This window comes from Bacillus sonorensis NBRC 101234 = KCTC 13918 (assembly GCF_001592005.1).
Lineage (GTDB): Bacteria > Bacillota > Bacilli > Bacillales > Bacillaceae > Bacillus > Bacillus sonorensis.
In genome coordinates, this window is record NZ_BCVZ01000013.1 from 93,652 (window position 1) to 112,057 (window position 18,406).

At 48.1% G+C, this 18,406-nt stretch carries 9 protein-coding genes and 1 riboswitch; all 9 genes read left to right on the forward strand.

The genetic code is table 11. The annotated features are described in order from the left end of the window. The first annotated feature begins 186 nt into the window (after positions 1 to 186). Entirely contained in the window at positions 187 to 2,247 is a 2,061-nt protein-coding gene (locus BTR1S_RS14705) for a hydantoinase/oxoprolinase family protein (RefSeq protein ID WP_029419415.1), read from the forward strand. Then, a complete protein-coding gene (locus BTR1S_RS14710) occupies positions 2,247 to 4,241 on the forward strand; it encodes a hydantoinase B/oxoprolinase family protein (protein WP_006640172.1) in 1,995 nt (664 codons plus the stop codon). Before BTR1S_RS14705 ends, BTR1S_RS14710 begins: the two co-directional genes overlap by 1 nt. A 2-nt stretch (positions 4,242 to 4,243) precedes the next feature. Then, complete coding sequence (locus BTR1S_RS14715) at positions 4,244 to 5,326, forward strand: ABC transporter substrate-binding protein (protein ID WP_029419414.1); 1,083 nt, start codon at positions 4,244 to 4,246, stop codon at positions 5,324 to 5,326. Between the two features lie 9 nt (positions 5,327 to 5,335). Beyond that, on the forward strand, positions 5,336 to 6,463 hold the full coding sequence (locus BTR1S_RS14720; RefSeq protein WP_029419413.1) for an ABC transporter ATP-binding protein: 1,128 nt from the start codon (positions 5,336 to 5,338) through the stop codon (positions 6,461 to 6,463). After that, positions 6,450 to 7,322, forward strand: a complete 873-nt coding sequence (locus BTR1S_RS14725; RefSeq protein ID WP_006640174.1) for an ABC transporter permease — start codon at positions 6,450 to 6,452, stop codon at positions 7,320 to 7,322. Before BTR1S_RS14720 ends, BTR1S_RS14725 begins: the two co-directional genes overlap by 14 nt. After that, positions 7,309 to 8,124, forward strand: coding sequence for an ABC transporter permease (locus BTR1S_RS14730; RefSeq protein WP_029419412.1), 816 nt, complete (start codon positions 7,309 to 7,311; stop codon positions 8,122 to 8,124). Before BTR1S_RS14725 ends, BTR1S_RS14730 begins: the two co-directional genes overlap by 14 nt. A 142-nt stretch (positions 8,125 to 8,266) precedes the next feature. After that, positions 8,267 to 9,067 carry a TrmB family transcriptional regulator gene (locus tag BTR1S_RS14735; RefSeq protein ID WP_029419411.1) on the forward strand — a complete coding sequence of 267 codons (801 nt, stop codon included), beginning with the start codon at positions 8,267 to 8,269 and terminating at the stop codon, positions 9,065 to 9,067. 11 nt (positions 9,068 to 9,078) lie between these two features. Continuing rightward, entirely contained in the window at positions 9,079 to 10,263 is a 1,185-nt protein-coding gene (locus BTR1S_RS14740) for an MFS transporter (protein WP_034326561.1), read from the forward strand. Between the two features lie 367 nt (positions 10,264 to 10,630). Continuing rightward, positions 10,631 to 10,717: riboswitch (cyclic di-GMP riboswitch) on the forward strand. A 183-nt stretch (positions 10,718 to 10,900) separates the two neighbouring features. Continuing rightward, positions 10,901 to 18,406, forward strand: a 7,506-nt coding sequence (locus BTR1S_RS14745) for a non-ribosomal peptide synthetase (RefSeq protein WP_061781680.1), incomplete at its 3' end; no start/stop codon positions are given.

Sequence of the window (18,406 nt, forward strand, 5' to 3'; positions counted from 1 at the left end):
TGAACAACCATAATAGAATTGGTGTTTTATGCTATCTTAAAATCAAAAAATGATAGAGAAAAAGACTGGGAAAATGAAGGAAATAAATTTGACTACTTTGTTTCACTTTATTAATATTATAGTCACATATTTTAGAAAATAAGGGATTTTTGTCGAAATTTGTCTTGTAGAGGGAGGAGACGGGCTTTGAGTGCAGATAGATACCGCCTTGGAATCGATATTGGAGGAACTTTTACCGACCTTTCGTTGCTGAATCCGGAAGATGGGAGCCTGACCGCGGTAAAGACGCCGACAGTTCCGGATGATCCGGCACGGGGCATTATAAATGGTTTAGCTCTGTTAAAGGAGAAGGAGATTCACCCTTCGAACATTCATTATTTTGTGCATGGCATGACGATTGGCTTGAATACGCTGCTGCAACGGAAGGGGGCAAGAATCGCCCTTTTTGTGACCGAAGGTTTTCGCGACATTCTTTCTCTTCAGCGTCTGCGCCTTCCGATTCCGTATGATTTCAGATCGCGAATGCCTGAGCCGCTTATTCCCCGCAAATACGTTTTTCCGATTAAAGAGAGAATGCTTTATGATGGATCTGAAAAAATTCCGCTCCATTTGAAAGAGGTTGATGAAGCAGTCGACAAAGTTTTGGAAGAAGGCCTTGAAGGCATCGTCATATCCTTCCTGCACAGCTACCGCAGCCCTTTGCACGAACATCAAGCTGCAGAGCGAATCAGGCAGAAAGCGCCGGAATTGGAGGTAGTGACATCTTCAGAGCTTTGGGCGCAAATGAGAGAATATGAACGTACGGTCATGTCTGTCGCCAATTTATATATAAAATCAAATGTACGGCACTATTTCGACACGCTGAAAGAGAGGCTCGCCACAGCGGGAATTCCGGCGACCCCATTTATTACCCAGTCAAACGGGGGCTTAATGGATATTGAATCGGCTGCAAAGGCGCCTGTCAAAACGCTTTTTTCCGGGCCGGCCGCAGGAGTCATCGGGGCGATTCGGGCTGCCGAATCTGCCGGAATACGCAATGTGATCACGTTTGATGTCGGGGGGACAAGCGCAGATATTTCAATCGTTGAAGAAGGAAAAGCTGCGCTTACACAGTCCAACCAAATCTCCGGTTTCCCGGTGGCCATTCCGTCCGTTGCAATGTATTCGATTGGAGCGGGCGGCGGTTCCTTTGCCTGGATCGATAAAGGGGGACTTTTGAAAGTTGGACCGGAATCGGTCGGATCACACCCTGGGCCGGCCTGTTATGGAAAAGGGGAAAAGGCCGCTCTTACCGATGCGTTTCTCGTTTGCGGCTATTTAAATCCCGCCCGGTTTGCTTCCGGGAAAATGAAGCTTTACTGCGAAAAATCAGAGGAGGCGCTCCGGCCGATCGCCGCTTATTTAGGTACGGATGTGCGGGGAGCAGCGGATCAAATGATTCAGGTGGCTGTTGCCAATATGTATACGGAGTTAAGCAATGTGATGGAACAGCGGGGATTTGATCCGAGAGAATTCAGCCTGTTGGCATTCGGAGGAGCCGGACCTGTGACGGCAAATTTTCTGGCGGAGGAAATTCAGGCGAAAAACGTGCTCATTCCTCCGAGCCCCGGTACATTATCGGCTTTGGGGGCTTTGACTGCAGACTTTGTCTATGATGCTGTTTATTCAAGACAGGTGCTGCTTGAAGATATGACCATGAGCGAATTGAAAGAGGAATTTGCAAAGCTGACGAAGCAAGCCGAAAAGTGGCTTGATAAACAGCGTGTACAGTCTTTGGCGGGCACGTCCCTCCTATTCTTGCTTGACGCCCGTTATAAAGGACAGGCGTATGAGATAGAGCTTCCGGTTTCACCGGAATGGCTTGAAAGCAGCAGTCAGGCAGAAATTGCAGAATCCTTCCATTTGATCCATGAACGCCAATACGGACACAGCGACGAAAAAACGAGCATTGAACTGATGAATATGCGCGTGAGGATCATAGGAAAAACGCCAAAACCGCCACTAAAAGAAATCAGCCGCTGCACGGGCTCAAATGCGGAGCCGGCAAGCAGAAGGACGATCATGTTAAAAGGCCGAACATATCAGGCTGATGTTTATGACCGACGCGCCCTTGCAAACGGGCAGAGCATCGATGGCCCCGCCATTATTGAGCAGGATGATTCAACGACGCTGATTCTGCCAAATTGGCAGGTTACTGCTGATCAAGCGGGAAACCTTATCATTGAACGGAAGGAGAGCGGACGATAATGCGTACAGATCCTGCACGTTTGGAAATGATGAGAAGCTATTTCAACGCTATAGCCTCGGGAATGGGCCATGTCATCGAACGGACCTCTTTTACAACATTTGTAAAGGAATCTGCCGATTTTGCGACTGCTTTGGCTACACCTGATGGAGAATTTTTCGTGTATCCGAAGACAGTGGGTGTGACGATCTTTTTGGGGTTGTCGTTAAAGCGTGCAATTGAAGAAAGCGGCCCGTTTGAACCCGGGGACATCGTCATCACGAATGACCCCTATACAACCGACGGATTGGCGACTCATCTGCCTGATATTCACGTTTTTAAGCCTATTTTTATCGATGGGGAGATTATCAGCTATGCATGGGCATTCGTCCATTGCAGCGATGTGGGGGGGATGGTTCCGGCCAGCATTTCGCCTACTGCAACTGATATTCACCAGGAAGGTTTGAGAATACCCCCGGTGAAAATTTACAAGGCGGGTAAGGAAAATCGTGAAGTATTGCAAATCCTTCGGGCCAACAGCAGGGTTCCGGACTTAAATGAAGGAGACATCAACGCCATGATTGCGGCGGTCAAGACAGCCGAAAGCCGTTTGAAGGCGATGATCGGCAAATTTGGAAAAGATGCCGTCCGTCAGGGAATGGATGATTTGCTTGAACAGGCGTCAATGAGAGCCGGCAAAGTCATCGGCCGCATTCCAGATGGAACGTACAGCTTTTCAGATTATCTTGATGATGACATGATCTCGGACGTTCCGATTCGGCTTGCTGTTTCGGCAAAAGTCGCCGCTGAAAAAATCGCCCTTGATTTTTCTGACTGCGACCCGCAGGTGCAAACCGCTTTTAATCTTGTAACAAACGGAACAAAACATTCGTTTTTATACCAAGGTTTGATTAATTATATCATTAGTGAAGACCCTTATATTCCGGTTAACGGCGGACTTACGAGACCGATTGAGGTCATCGCTCCGAAAGGAACATTGGTTCATCCGGAATATCCGGCAGCGGTAGGGATCCGTCACTCCATCACGATGAGATTGTATAATGCTGTTCTTGGCGCGCTGGCAAAAGCGCTTCCTGAAGCGGTGCCCGCAGCCGGTGCCGGCCAGTCGGCCATTGTTGTTCTGTCTGTGCCTGATGAATCTTCAGGCGGCAGAAAGATGTCTGTCGTCGAACCGATGGGCGGCGGAGGAGGCGGACAGCATGATATGGACGGAGCCGACGGAATCGACCATGCGTCTGGATTTTTAAAAAACACGCCGATAGAAAGCTTGGAACAGCATATTGATATTTATGTTCACCGTTATGAGCTCGTCAAAGACACTGCCGGAGCGGGCCTGCACCGCGGCGGCCATGCGATTGGACTGGAGTTTGAGGCGGTTGCACCCGAATCGATCGTAACCGCCAGAGGAATGGAGCGCCTGCGTTTTCAGCCTTGGGGACTTGCCGGAGGAAAGGCAGGGTCTCTGGGCCGCGTCCGGCTTCACCCGGGTCAGTCCGATGAAAAAATGATGCCGAAGATTGATGTATTGAAGCTGGAACAAGGGGACATCGTCAATCTTCAATCTCCCGGGGGCGGCGGATGGGGTGATCCGTTCATCCGGAAGGCCGAACTGGTGTTGAAAGAAGTTGAAGAAGAACTGCTGAGTGAGGAGGCCGCTTTACAGCGCTACGGCGTGGCACTGAGGAAAAATGAAAGCGGCCGTCTCAGCATAGATGATGAAAAAACGAATCAAATCAGAAGAGAGAAAGCAGGAAGAGCAAGGAAGCATTGGGATTTTGGCAGGGCAAGGGAGGAATACGAACAGCGCTGGACCGAAGAGGCCAGTACAGCTCTGGCCAGAATGTTGCGAAAGCTTCCGGCGAATCAAAGATCCCATGTTAAACATCTGGTCCATGATTATGTTTTGAAAAAAGGCCGCAGCCCGGTCAGCAAAGAGGCTGTTGCAGCTGTTTTTGAGAAACTGGGAGTAAAAAATAATGCGAAAATGGAGAGATAACAATGAAAAGAAAAATATCTGCTTTGTTTATTCTGTCTCTTATCAGTATGCTGCTTCTTTCGGCATGTGGCGGCAGCGGCGGCCAGGGGAATAAAAAATCCGATACCGTTGTAATCGGCGTATATGGCGGTGATTGGGAAAAACATATCAAGCCGAGCATTGAAGGATTTGAGAAAGATACGGGGCTGAAAGTCAAAGTTGTTTCCGGGACAGACTCTGAGTGGCTCACAAAGCTTAAAGCGTCGAATGGACAAAATGCTCCATATGATCTTTTGATTTTGCAGCCGGATTCAATTCAGCGGGCACAGTCAGCAGGGCTGCTGCAGCCGATTGACCAGAAGAAAGTTCCGAATATAAAAGATTTGTATCATTCCGTTCAAAAGCGATTCACTGTTGACGGTAAGCAATATGCGGCAGGGTTCAGCATGGGGCAGCTCGGTATTGCGTACCGAAAGGATCTTGTTCCGCAAGAGCCGAAACGATGGACCGACCTTTGGAACAGCAGCTATCAGGGGCATGTCGCCGTTTCTTCCCCGACTTATTCGGCCGGCCTCCAATTTTTTGCCGGTTTAATTAATGCGCAAGGCGGCTTGGAATCGAATAAAAAAGATGTGGATAAAGCGTTCAATAGTTTAGCGGATTTGAAGAAAAATGTGACGGCATATCCTGATAACCCCGGTTCGATTCAAACGCTTCTAGAGCGCGGGGACGCGTGGGTTGTTCCTTTTTGGGACGGCCGGGCCTATTCTCTTGAGGATGCCGGTCTGGACGTAGGTTTTGCCTACCCTGAGGAAGGCGCGGTTGCAGCCCTCGCAAGCTGGGCCGTAATGAAAGGGAGCCCTAATGAAGACAATGCTTACAAGCTGTTAAACCATTTGATCAGTCCTGATGTGCAAAGGGATTTTTCAGACAGGACATTCTATGGCATGACCAATAAAAAAGTGAAATACAGCGATAAGCTCAAGGGAAAAGTTAAAGTTGGAGAAGCTTATTACAGCAATTTAAAATGGGTTGATTATGAAATTGCAACGACAAAAATAAGCGATTGGACAAATCGCTGGAATCAAGTACTTGGCGGAAAATAGGTGGCAATCATGAGCGCAATTCAGATTCAGCATGTCAGCCGGCATTTCGGGAATAACATCGCATTAGAAGACGTACAGCTTGAAGTCAGGGAAGGAGAGTTTTTCTCGCTCCTTGGCCCGAGCGGCTGCGGAAAGTCTACGCTCCTTAATATTATAGCCGGATTTCTTAAACCGACTTCAGGCTTTATATCTATAGGGGGACAGGATGTAACTGATTTGCCGCCTTATCATCGAAACTGCGGAATGGTTTTTCAAGATTATGCTTTATTTCCGCATTTGAATGTTTTTGAAAATGTAGCATACGGTTTAAAAATTCAAAAAATGCCTCGGCAAAAGCTCAAAGAGCGGGTGGTGGAAAGCCTTTCATTGGTCCACCTTGAAAAATACGCAAAACGCATGCCCCATCAGCTTAGCGGCGGCCAGCGGCAGCGGGTGGCGATCGCACGCGCTTTGGCGGTACAGCCTTCGGTATTGCTGCTTGATGAGCCGTTAAGCAATCTGGATGCAAAACTTCGAAAAGAAATGCAGTTTGAGCTGCGCCGCATTCAAAAACGCGTCGGCATAACAACGATTCTGGTGACACATGATCAAGAGGAAGCGTTAAGCTTATCAGACAGGATCGGGGTGCTTGGCAATGGCAGGCTTCAGCAGCTTGGAGCTCCTTTGGACGTATACCGCAAGCCTGCCAACCGGTTTGTCGCAGAGTTTATCGGACAGGTCAATCTCCTCGAGGCCCGGGCGGAAGAAAGGCAGGATTCAACAGGCGCATATCGTTATGAGGTTCCCGGTTTTGAAGTGCGGGAAGGTGTTCCGCTTTCTTTTGAGGTCAGCCGGAATGTTCTGAAGAAGCCTTATTCCTCTGTATTATTTATGCTGCGTCCCGAACGAATTTCGATTTGGCTTAATCATCCTCCGGAAGGTTCGGAGAATAGAAGACGCGTAACATTGACAGATGTCAGCTATATCGGAAATGCCATTAGACTAAAGGCGGCTTTTGCAAAGGGAGAGCTGATCATTCAGGTGCCTGATCCGCACTTTCCGAAGCTGCCGAAGCCGGGAGACGAGATGTATATAGCATGGGAGCCGGAAGACCTTGTTCCTCTTGAGATAAAGGAGGATGAACATGGCTGTCGATAGTCAGAAGCGGTTTTATTGGTTTTTGCTGATTCCGGCTCTGTTGTTTTTTGGGGTTTTTCTCGTACTTCCGTTCGTTCTTTTACTGATATTAAGTTTCAAGGATGTTGACGGGATGATGAATACGCTGGATTCGTACAGCTTTTCCCAATATATCGAGGTATTTGCGTCAGACGTTTACTTGAAAACGATCGGGACAACGCTGTGGACGGCATTGAAAACCACCGTCTTATGCCTCTTGATGGCGTATCCTGCCGCTTATTTGCTGGTTAAAGCACCAAACCGGAAATGGCGTGCATTATTCTACATTTTGCTCGTATCGCCTCTTTTGACCAGCGTCGTCATCAGGACGTTTTCCTGGATTGTGCTGCTTTCGCAAAACGGGCTGATCAATGAGGCGCTGATCAGTATGAGATTGATCGAAAAGCCGCTGCCGCTTTTATGGAATATGAATGCGGTCATTATAGCGTACGTCCAGGTTATGCTTCCATTTGCGGTTTTGCCGATTGCCACTTCTTTGAACGATATCAAACCGAATTTGAAGCATGCTTCCATGAGCCTTGGGGCGGGAAGGCTGCGGACGTTTTTCTCTATTACGCTGCCGCTGACAATCCCCGGAACGGCCACCGGTGCGGTCATTGTATTTTCGCTTGCCGCCGGAAGTTATATCACCCCACTTTTAGTCGGGGGACGGATGCAGCCTCTGCTGCCGTTGTCGATCTATCAGCAGGTGCTGCAAGTGTTTAATTTACCGCTTGCCGCCGCCATGTCCTTTACTTTATTGGCCGCAGTATTTTTGATTGTCGGTATTCTCGGAATCATTCTTAAACGCTGGGAGGCGAGGATGAATGGGTGGTCATAAATTCCGCCGAACATCTTCCGGTAAGTGGATTGATATGTGCGTTTGGACGACCGGTCTTTTTGTTTACCTCTTTTTGACGCTGCCCGTTTGTGTGATTGTTCTGTCGGCGTTCAGCCCGACAGCATATCCAAAGTTTCCTCCGACAGAGTTTTCGATTCGCTGGTTTGAGGGGATTTTCAACAGTCCGGAATGGATGGAATCGATTTGGATCAGCGGGGTATTGCTGGTGATCGTGACGCCGCTGACAGTCATACTCGGAACAGCGGCATCATATGCTTTGGCAAGACTGCAGTTTCCGGGGAAAAACGCTGTCCAATCTTTTATTCTCTCGCCGCTGATGATTCCCCAAATTGTGCTGGGAGTGGCGCTGCTCTATTTATTCACAATGATGGGGATCAACGGAACGATAACGGGATTGGTAATCGGACATATGCTGATCAGTCTTCCGTATGTCGTTCGCACGGTCGGCGTCAGTGTGGCAAATTTGGACCCAAAGCTTGAGCTTGCATCAATGAACCTTGGCGCAGGTCCCGTGCATACCTTTTTTAAGGTGACTCTCCCGCTGATTAAACCGGGAATGATTGCCGGGGCCGTGTTTTCCGCCGTAACGTCATTTGGAGAGATTTCCATCAGTCTATTTGTATCTTCTCCAATGGTCACACCCGTTCCGGTCAGGACGTTCAGCTATATTGAACAGACATTTGATCCGAGCGTCAATGCCATTTCTGTCATATTTATCGCGGTATCTGTGATCGCCCTCGTCATCATTGAGCGGACGATCGGGCTGTCAAAAACGATGTAGGATGTTATGTTATAAGACAAGCAGGCTTTTTTTAGCCTGCTTGTCTTTTTTTGTTAATTAAGTGTTGACAATCTCGCATGAACAGTAGTAGTATTTTTAAATACTAGTAGTGTTTTTTAGAACTACTAAGAAGGGAGCGGACATTATGGAAGAATTGAAAAAACTCGGGCTGTCAGATTTAGAAGCCCGCTGTTATATGACATTGCACGAGCAGCCTGATATGACGGGGTATGAAGTGGCCAAACGGGTTTCAACATCCAGGTCGAACGTGTATGCCGCACTGCGGGCGCTTGTTGACAAAGGAATTTGCCGGGTGACGAAGGGAGATACCGATAAGTATGCTGCTGTTCCGATCAGGCAAGTGGTCAAATATTTGCAGAGGGAGTTTGAAAAAACCTCAAGCGTTTTGGTTGATAAATTGAACACGCCGCCCGAGCCGGCGCCGTCTTTTTATCATTGGGAAGGTGAAAAGCATCTGAATACGGCGATTAAAAGGATGATTGCCAATGCGGAAAAAACGCTTGTCGTCGATATTTGGGCAGAAAATCTGCACAAGGTTGAAGATGAGCTGTTAGCCGCGGAGCAACGCGGAGTCACGGTTATTGTCATTACATTAGGAGAATGTGAAACACCGCTGCAACATGTTTTTGTTCACCGGCGCAAAGATTTAGAGAAGTCTTGGCCGCGGTATGGGGCGAAAAAGGTTTCCGTGCTGGCGGACAGCAGGAATGCGATTGTCTGCAGCCTTGACGGCCTATTAAAGCCGTCGGGCGTAGAGACGAATCATCCTTCAGTGATTGAGCTGCTGAAAAATGCATTTTTCGATGATCTCGTGATGATGCATATCGAAAAAGATTTCGGTGATAAGATTGCCGAAAAATACGGCAAGGATTATGAACAATTAATGGATTATTATGCCAAAGAAAAAGGCTGGGATATTTAGGAGGGGAAAACATGACCAAACAAAAATATGGATTGATGACGCTGCTGCTTTTTTGGGCGGGGTTTGCCGTGATGTCGAGCTTATACATCACCATACCGTTGACAACGGTATTCATGAATCAGTTTGCGGTGTCATCGGATCAGGCGGCTTGGACGGGCAGCATTTTTTCAATCTTTTTTGCACTCGGCTGTTTAATATACGGGCCTGTTTCTGATCGATTTGGCCGTAAAAACGTCATTGTCATCGGCCTTGGTTTTTTAGCCGTTTTTACGCTGATGATCAGTTTTGCAGAGAACTTGTCTGCGCTTATTCTATTTCGCGCTTTGCAAGGCGCAGCAGCCGCATCATTTTCGCCGGTTGCCCTGGCTTATGCCGGGGAAATGTTCCCTCAGGAAAAACGGGGAACGGCCATCGGGTTTATTAGCACCGGATTTTTAATGGCCGGGATTGGCGGTCAGGTCGTTTCAAGCTATATCAGCGAGGTTTGGAATTGGAATGCCATCTTTTTGCTAATGTCCGCCGTCTATGTACTGACTTTGTTTTTGAACATGTTTCTTTTGCCGAAAGGGGATGTCAAGCGGCATGACGGGCATATGTTTTCTTCTTTCAGTCGAATAGGTGACGTGCTTGGCAGCCGCTCCTTAATGTTCGGCTATGTGATCACGATTACCATCCTCTTTACATTCGTCGGTATGTATTCAGCGCTTGGGCATTATTTGACCCATTCATCGTATCATCTTTCCGGCAACCAGCTGTTAGCGGTTCGTTCAGCCGGCATTCTCGGAATGATCTGTTCGCCGATAGCGGGGCGGTTCATCGGCAAATATGGGAGTCTTCCTGTTCTGCGCTTCGGTTTAATCACGGCCGCGGCCGGGCTGCTTTTGATGAGTTTCAGCAGCGGATTGGCGCTTCTCATCGTCATGAGCATCGTATTTGTGCTTGGAATCGCCGTTGCTACGCCGTCATTGATTTCTTTGATCGGACAGCTTGGCGGGGAAGTCAGAGGGCTTGCCGTCTCCATATATACCTTTATCTTATTTATCGGAGCAAGCCTGGGACCGATTTTTACAGCCGTTCTGTTGAAAACGGCCGCAGCATCACTGCTTTTCCTTGTTTTAAGCCTGGTGCTATGCTTCAGTATTGTTCTGTCCTTTCTCATCAATATGAAATCAAAAGCCGTACAAACGGCAAGCTAAGCGGCATATTTTTGATTATATCGAAATAATTTATTTTTTGATGAAGTATGTTGAGGATTTGTGAAAAAATGTAAACAATCTTTATATTTTTTTGAAATAAAATTTTTATAAAATATATTAAAATCATAATCCCTCTAAAAAATTTATAAAATGTTAATAAACTATTAACTTTCCACTTAAAAAATTGCGGATGTAAACGATATTTTTTCGTTTTTCCGCATATTTTTTTTGAAATTTCGGAATCGCGCATATTATTCCCGTCTGGATTTCGGCATCCCGCATGAATCTTTTCACCTATTTTTCGGTGAAAAAAACAATTTTTTCATTTAAAGTGAACTATGGACAGAAAATGAATTTATTTCAGTAAAAACGATAAAGGCAAACCTGCGGAAACGCAGGGACGCAAAGCCATGGCCTAAGGCACGGATAGTGCTACGGTTGACAGGTTGCCGAATAGACAGGGAGTCCACCCGGTTTTTATTCGGGTGGACTTTTTCATTTTTTTACAGTATAACTTTTTATTGGAAATGACAAATCTGTGACAGCGCTGTTTCATTCATTGCAAAGCCGCAATTCTGTATTGCGGATAAGCGTAAGGCCATCACAAATCAAACATACGAAGGAGGAACATAAGATAATGGACAACACTACTTATTATCCGCTGACACATGCTCAAAAACGAATTTGGTATACAGAGACATTTTATCCCGGTACAAGCGTTTCAAATTTGAGCGGTTTTGGAAAGCTGAAATCGGAGTCAAGAATAGATACAGACTTAGTGGCTGAGGCGATCCGGCAATTTGTGCGCACGAATGAAACAATGCGTTTTAGACTGAAGCTTGGTGAATGGGACGAACCAAAACAGTATATAGCCGAGTATGAACCTTTCGATATCAAATATATGGATGCTGCAGAGACCGGTGATATAAACCGGGTTCTTGAATGGGGACAAGCTGAGGCGCAGCAGCCTTTGCCGCTTTATGAAAGCCCGTTGTTTACCTTTGCCGTCATTCGCATCAATCCTTTTGAAAGCTGGTTTTTCGCAAAGGTTCATCATATCATCGCTGACGGTATTTCTATGACGCTTCTGGGCAACCGCATCACAGACATCTACTTGAAACTGGCTAAAGGAGAACATGTCCCTGACGTACAGGCTTCATTTACGGAGCATATTCAGAGCGAATTGGAGTATGAACATTCCAAACGGTTCCAAAAAGATAAAGCATATTGGAATGCCCAATTTGAATCGATTCCGGAACCCGTATCTCTAAAGCAAAGCGATTCATATCAAATCCGTTTAGAGGCTGCTCGCCTTTCAAAAGAGATTTCTCCTTCCCTTTATCAAAAAATTCAAGCGTATTGTCAGGAAAACAATGTAAGTGCACTCTCCTTGTTTCTATCAATCTTGCACATTTATATGCATAGAGTAACAGGCCATAAAGATGTCGTGCTCGGCACATTTATGGGGAACAGGACAAATGCAAAGGAAAAGCACATGCTCGGAATGTTTGTTTCGACGATTCCGATGAAAGCGCACCTTGATCCGCATCAAGACTTTACTGCATTTGTGCAGGAAAGGATGAAAGATCAGCTGAAAGTCATCAGGCATCAAAAATATCCGTATAATCTCCTGATCAATGATTTGCGGGACAGGCAGCCGAATCTAAATAAGCTGTTTGCCGTCTCTCTTGAATACCAGGTCATGCAATGGCAGCAAAAAGAAACGGTTTCATTTTTAACCGAGCCGATTTTCAGCGGATGCGAGGTTAACGATATTTCCATTCATATAAAGGAAAGATGGGATACGGGGACACTTGCCATCGACTTTGATTACAGAAGCGAATTATTCAGCCGCGAGGAAATGGTCATCTTCTCCGGGCGGCTGATGACACTGCTGGAAGATGCCTTGACAACGCCCCATAAACGAATCATTGATCTTGATGTAATGTCGAATGAAGAAAAACAACAGCTGTTAAACAGGGCATCCGCCTCTTCTTTAAAAGCTGAACAGGAGATGACGCTGCACGGATTGTTCGAATCAACAGCAGCTGAGATTCCTGATAAAACAGCGCTGTTCTATGAAGGGAAAAAGCTGTCATACCGGGAGTTAAATCAGCAGGCCAATCGCCTGGCAAGGGCGCTCCGCAAAAGGGGGATCGGTCCCGACATCCCGGCTGCCGTGTTGATGGAGCGGTCAGAACGGACGCTGACGGCCATTTTGGGCATCCTCAAAGCAGGAGGAGCTTATGTTCCGATCGATCCGGCTTTTCCGGAAGAGAGAATTCGATTTATGCTGAAGGATTCAAATGCCAAAGTGGTCATTACCGACAGCGCGTTTCATATTGATACGGCTGAAACACTGCGGTTTGACGAAGCGGTCGCCGAAACGGAAGAGAGCGGAAATCTGCCTTCTTTGGCCGGAGCGGAACATCTCGCATATATCATTTATACATCCGGAACAACCGGCCGCCCAAAAGGAGTGATGATTGAGCACAGACAGGTTCACCATCTTGTGAGGGGGCTTCGGCAGGCGGTGGATACATTGAAGCACGGGGATTTGAAGCTGGCGCTTTTGGCTCCGTTTCATTTCGATGCTTCAGTGCAGCAGATTTTCACATCTCTCGTACTTGGCCAATCGCTGTATATCGTTCCAAAAAAGACCGTTTCCGACGGATATGCTTTGGCTGCCTATTATCGCCGTCACCGCATTGACATGACAGACTGTACACCGTCTCATTTACAGCTTTTGATTGCGGCTGATGATCTCCGCGGAATCAGCCTGAAGCATATCCTCGTCGGCGGAGAAGCGCTCTCGTGGGTCGTGGTGGAGAAGCTGTTTCAATTATTTGCAAAAACGGGTGCGCCGGCGCCGCTGATCACAAATGTTTACGGACCGACAGAAACCTGTGTCGATGCTTCGGCATTTACAATTCCAGGCGACGGGCCACGACGGTATGAAACAGCCTATGTCCCGATCGGCAAGCCTCTCGGCAACAACCGTTTTTACATTTTGGACGAAAACGGGGCCCTCTTGCCGGACGGTGCGGAAGGCGAATTGTACATAGCTGGCGCCGGTGTTGGCCGGGGATATTTGAATCTTCCGGAGCTGACCGGCGAAAAATTTTCAGCGAACCCGTTTGTACCAGGAGAAATGATATATCGAACAGGTGATGCTGCCAAATGGCTCCCGGATGGCACGGTTGATTTTATCGGCCGTAAAGATGACCAGGTAAAAGTCCGCGGTTATCGGGTTGAGCTCGGCGAAATCGAGACGATTCTGCAGGGAGCGACGAATATCGGAAAAGCGGCTGTGCTCGCCCGTCCTGGAGAAAACAACAGTCTTGAGCTTTGCGCCTATGTCGTGCCGAAAAAAGCCGGAACGGTGTCAGTTCCGGCATTAAGGGAGCACCTGTCAAAGCGGCTGCCTGATTATATGATGCCTTCTTACTTTGTCGAGATTGATGATATGCCGCTGTCACCGAGCGGCAAAGTGGATCGAAAAGCACTGCTTTGCCATGAAGTGCCGGCCATAGGCGGAGCCGAATATACCGCGCCGAGAAACGAGTACGAAGAAAAAATCGCGCATATTTGGCAGGATGTGCTCGGTGCCGGGCAGGTCGGAATATATGATCAGTTCTTTGAAATGGGAGGCCATTCGCTGAAAGCCATGACGATGCTGACGAAAATTCACAAAGCGTTCGGCGTCGAAGTTCCGCTGCAGGTCCTGTTTGAAAAGCCGACTGTGTCCGCGCTTAGCCAGTATGTATCTGAAGCCGGGCGGAAAGAGTTCAGCGAAATCATGCCGGCGGCAGAAAGTCCAGACTATCCGTTGTCACTGGCTCAGCAGCGGATCTATATCGTCAGCCAGCTTGAGGACGCCGGGATCGGCTACAATATGCCGGCCGCCGCAATGCTTGAGGGGGCGCTTGATCTTCCGCGGCTGGAAACCGCTTTTCACAAGCTGATCGCCAGACATGAGGCGCTGCGCACTTCCTTTGTGTCAGTCAATGGTGAACCGAGGCAAAAAGTTCATCAAAAGGTTCAGTTCAATATTGAACTGATCGAGGCCGGAAGCATGGCTGAAGATCAGATTTTGACATCCTTCGTCCGCCGCTTTGACATCGGAAAAGCTCCGCTGATGAGAGTCGGGCTCGTCCGCCTTGATGACAGCAGGCATATGCTTTTGTTTGACATGCACCATCTGATTTCTGACGGAGTGTCGATTTCGATTATTTTACATGAGCTGGCAAGCCTGTATAAAGGCGAAGACCTGCCGGCTTTGCGTTTGCACTATAAAGATTACGCTTCTTGGCAAAGAATTCAGGCTGAAGGCGGATATCAAAAAGAAGAGCGCTACTGGAAGAACGTTTTTTCCGGAGAATTGCCGGTATTGCAGCTGCTGACGGATCAGCCGAGACCAGCCGTCCAAAGTTTTGAAGGAGACAGGGTGTCAGCCGTCCTGCCAAAAGCGATGAAGGACAGACTGAACAGACTTGCGGAGAAAAACGGGGCGACCCTGTACATGGTGATGCTTGCCGCTTACAATACAATGCTTGCTAAATACACCGGACAAGAAGACATCATTGTCGGGACGCCGACGGCGGGCCGCAGCCACTCTGACCTGGAAGGCATCGTCGGGATGTTTGTCAATACGCTGGCGATCCGTTCAAAGGTGGAGCTTGAGCAGACTTTCACCGAGTTGCTTGATCATGTGCGGAAAACGGTGCTTGATGCATTTGAACATCAGAACTACCCGTTTGAATGGCTTGCCGAAAAGCTGAATGTTCCGCGTGATTTAAGCCGCCATCCGATATTTGACACGGTGTTCATTCTGCAAAATTCACTAGAAGAGATTCCGCTGATCGGCGATTTGCGCCTTTCAGTTCAAGAGACGAATGTCAAGATCGCCAAATTTGACCTGACGCTTCAGGCAAAAGAAGAGCGGGAAGAAATCATCATCGATTTGGATTACAGTACAAAGCTGTTCAGAAAAGAAACGGCTGAACAAATGCTGAAGCATTATATCCATCTGCTTGAGGAAATAACAGCCGACCCTTTTCAAAGGCTGGGGGAGTACAGCCTGTTGACAGAGGAAGAGATGAATCGGCAGATTGTTGCGTTCAATCCTGGAGAAAGCGACTATCCAAGAGAGCGGACGATTGTGCAGCAATTTGAAGAACAGGCGGAACAAGCAAAAGACCGTCCTGCCCTTCAATTTGAAGGCAATGTATTCACTTATGGGGAGCTCAACACTAAAGTGAACCAACTGGCAAGGCGACTGCGTGAATGCGGGGTTGAAACAGGTGCGACAGCCGCTATTCTCACCGCCAGATCGGCTGAAATGGTCGTCGGAATTCTTGCTGTGTTAAAAGCCGGAGCTGCATATGTACCGATCGATCCCGATCATCCAAAACAGCGGATCAAACACTTTTTCGAAGACAGCGGTGCTTCCGTGCTATTAACGCAAATGTCGATGAAGCCGCTTGCCGAAACAGCGGGATTTGCGGGCGAGGTGATCATCCTTGATGATGAACAGCTCTATCAGGGAGATGCGGACAACTTGAATGTTCCAATTTCTCCGGAAACGCTGGCGAACCTGACGTACACTTCGGGCACGACAGGCATGCCGAAAGGCAACATGGTAACCCATCGAAACATCTTGCGTACTGTGAAAAATCCGAACTATATGAAGATCATGGGAACGGATATCGTGTTTTCCATATCCAACTATGTATTTGACGCGTTCATGTTTGATCTGTTCGGTTCACTGTTAAACGGAGCCAAGCTGGTGATCGCTCCTAAGGAGACGATACTTGACATGGGGCGGCTTGCCAATGAAATTGAAAAAGAAAAAGTCTCGGTATTAATGATCACGACGGCCTTGTTCAATCTGCTTACAGATATGCGTCCCGACAGCATGAAGAACCTTCGCGGAGTGCTGTTCGGCGGTGAACGCGCATCGGTTGGCCATGTCAGAAGAGCGCTGAAAGCCGTCGGAAAAGGAAAGCTTCTTCACATGTACGGGCCGTCTGAGAGCACAGTATTCACGACCTGCCATCCGGTCAATGAGCTGCCGGACGATGCGCAGTCCGTGCCGATCGGAAAGCCTGTCAGCAATACGGAAGTCTTGATTCTTGACTCGTTTGGAAACGTCCAGCCGAGAGGTGTTGCAGGAGAACTCTGCGTCTCAGGAGACGGCCTTGTCCGCGGTTATTTTAATCGTCCTGAGCTGACGGCTGAAAAATTTGTCGCCCATCCATTTAAAAAGGATCAAAAGATGTACCGCACGGGCGATCTGGCAAGATGGCTTTCTGACGGACGGCTCGAATTTATCGGCCGGATCGATCATCAGGTGAAAATTCGCGGGCAAAGAATCGAGCTCGGCGAAATTGAGCATCATCTGCTGACACATAACATGATTCAGGAAGCCGCGGTTTTAGCAACCGACACGGCAGCGGGCGACAACATGATCTGTGCGTACATTGTTGCAGATCGAGAGCTGTCAAACCGCGAGCTTCGCGAGCATGCAGCGGAGGGGCTGCCAGGCTATATGATTCCGTCCGTGTTTATGCAATTGAATGAGCTTCCACTAACTGGAAATGGAAAGGTTGACAAAAGGGCATTGCCTGAGCCTGATGTCACGCAAATCGGCCAAACGGAATATACGGCGCCAAGAAATCAGACAGAAGCAAAGCTTGCTGAGCTCTGGCGGGAAGTCCTCAATATTCCGAAGGTCGGCGTCCATGACAATTTCTTTGAACTTGGCGGACATTCCTTGATCGGGATGACGCTCACCGCCCGGATTCAGAAAGAGCTGAATGTCGATCTTCAGCTGAAAGACTTGTTCAAATCGCCGACAATTGAAAGCCTGGCCCAGGCCGCGGCGCAGGCGGAGAGAAAATCATCCGTCTATATTGAAGCCGCCGAAGAACAAGAGACATATCCCGTATCATCAGCTCAAAAACGGCTGTATGTCCTTCAGCAGCTTGAAGGCGCCGAGAAAAGCTATAACATGCCGTCTGTACTTCACCTTGAAGGCAAGCTTGATGTGGAACGGCTGAAAGAATCCGCACGCCGGCTCATCAACCGCCATGAAGCTTTCCGGACCTCATTTGAAATGAAGGATGGCGAGCCTGTACAGCGGATTTGGAAGGACGTCGGCTTTACGGTTGATGTGATAGACGCCGGGGAACGTGAAACCGAACAGCTGATTGATGATTTCATCAGGCCGTTTGATTTAACAAAAGCGCCGCTTTTCCGGATGAATCTCATCCGGCTTGCAGAAGAGAAGCATCTTTTGCTTGTCGATATGCACCATATCATTTCAGACGGAGCATCCGTCAGCGTTTTGATCGATGAACTGACACGGCTTTATGCCGGGGAGACGCTTGCGCCGCTTCGGATTCAGTATAAAGATTACACGGTTTGGCAGCAGAAATCGCTTCAAACGGAACATGATAAAAAGCATGAAGAGTATTGGCTCAAGAAGCTGAGCGGCGAACTGCCGGTTCTCACGCTGCCGACTGACGACACCCGTCCGGCTGTTCAGACGTTTGAAGGGGACCGCCTCGCCTTTGCGATGTCGCCTGAGCTTTTGCGATCCTTGAGAAAGCTTGCCCAGGAAACGGGAACAACATTATACATGGTTCTGCTCGCGTCCTACAGCGCGTTTTTGGCCAAACTCAGCGGACAGCGCGACATTGTGGTCGGTTCTCCGGTTGCGGGAAGACCTCATGCCGATGTAAGCAAGATCATCGGGATGTTTGTCAATACATTGGCAATGAGAACGTATCCGCAAGGAGAAAAAACATTTGCCGCCTTTTTGCAGGAAGTCAAGGAAACAGTGCTTGAAGCGTTTGAGCATCAGAATTATCCGTTTGAAGAATTGATTGAACAGTTGGGTGTCCAGCGAGATATGAGCCGAAATCCATTATTTGATGCCGTTTTCTCCATGCAGAACGCCGATATGCGGGCATTGACAATGGAAGGCATCACCCTCAAACCGCATGAATTTGCCCACAAGACGGCAAAGTTTGATTTGACGCTGACCGCAGCAGAAGAGGACGACCTTATGCGATTTGAAATGGAATTTAATACAGCTCTTTTCAAGCATAAAACGATCAGACGCTGGAGCGCGTACTGG

Bases quoted from the DNA above. Each gene is read 5' to 3' on its own strand.
- BTR1S_RS14725 (WP_006640174.1), top strand. From the start codon at position 6,450: ATGGCTGTCGATAGTCAGAAGCGGTTTTATTGGTTTTTGCTGATTCCG.
- BTR1S_RS14730 (WP_029419412.1), top strand. From the start codon at position 7,309: ATGGGTGGTCATAAATTCCGCCGAACATCTTCCGGTAAGTGGATTGAT.
- BTR1S_RS14720 (WP_029419413.1), top strand. From the start codon at position 5,336: ATGAGCGCAATTCAGATTCAGCATGTCAGCCGGCATTTCGGGAATAAC.
- BTR1S_RS14715 (WP_029419414.1), top strand. From the start codon at position 4,244: ATGAAAAGAAAAATATCTGCTTTGTTTATTCTGTCTCTTATCAGTATG.
- BTR1S_RS14710 (WP_006640172.1), top strand. From the start codon at position 2,247: ATGCGTACAGATCCTGCACGTTTGGAAATGATGAGAAGCTATTTCAAC.
- BTR1S_RS14740 (WP_034326561.1), top strand. From the start codon at position 9,079: ATGACCAAACAAAAATATGGATTGATGACGCTGCTGCTTTTTTGGGCG.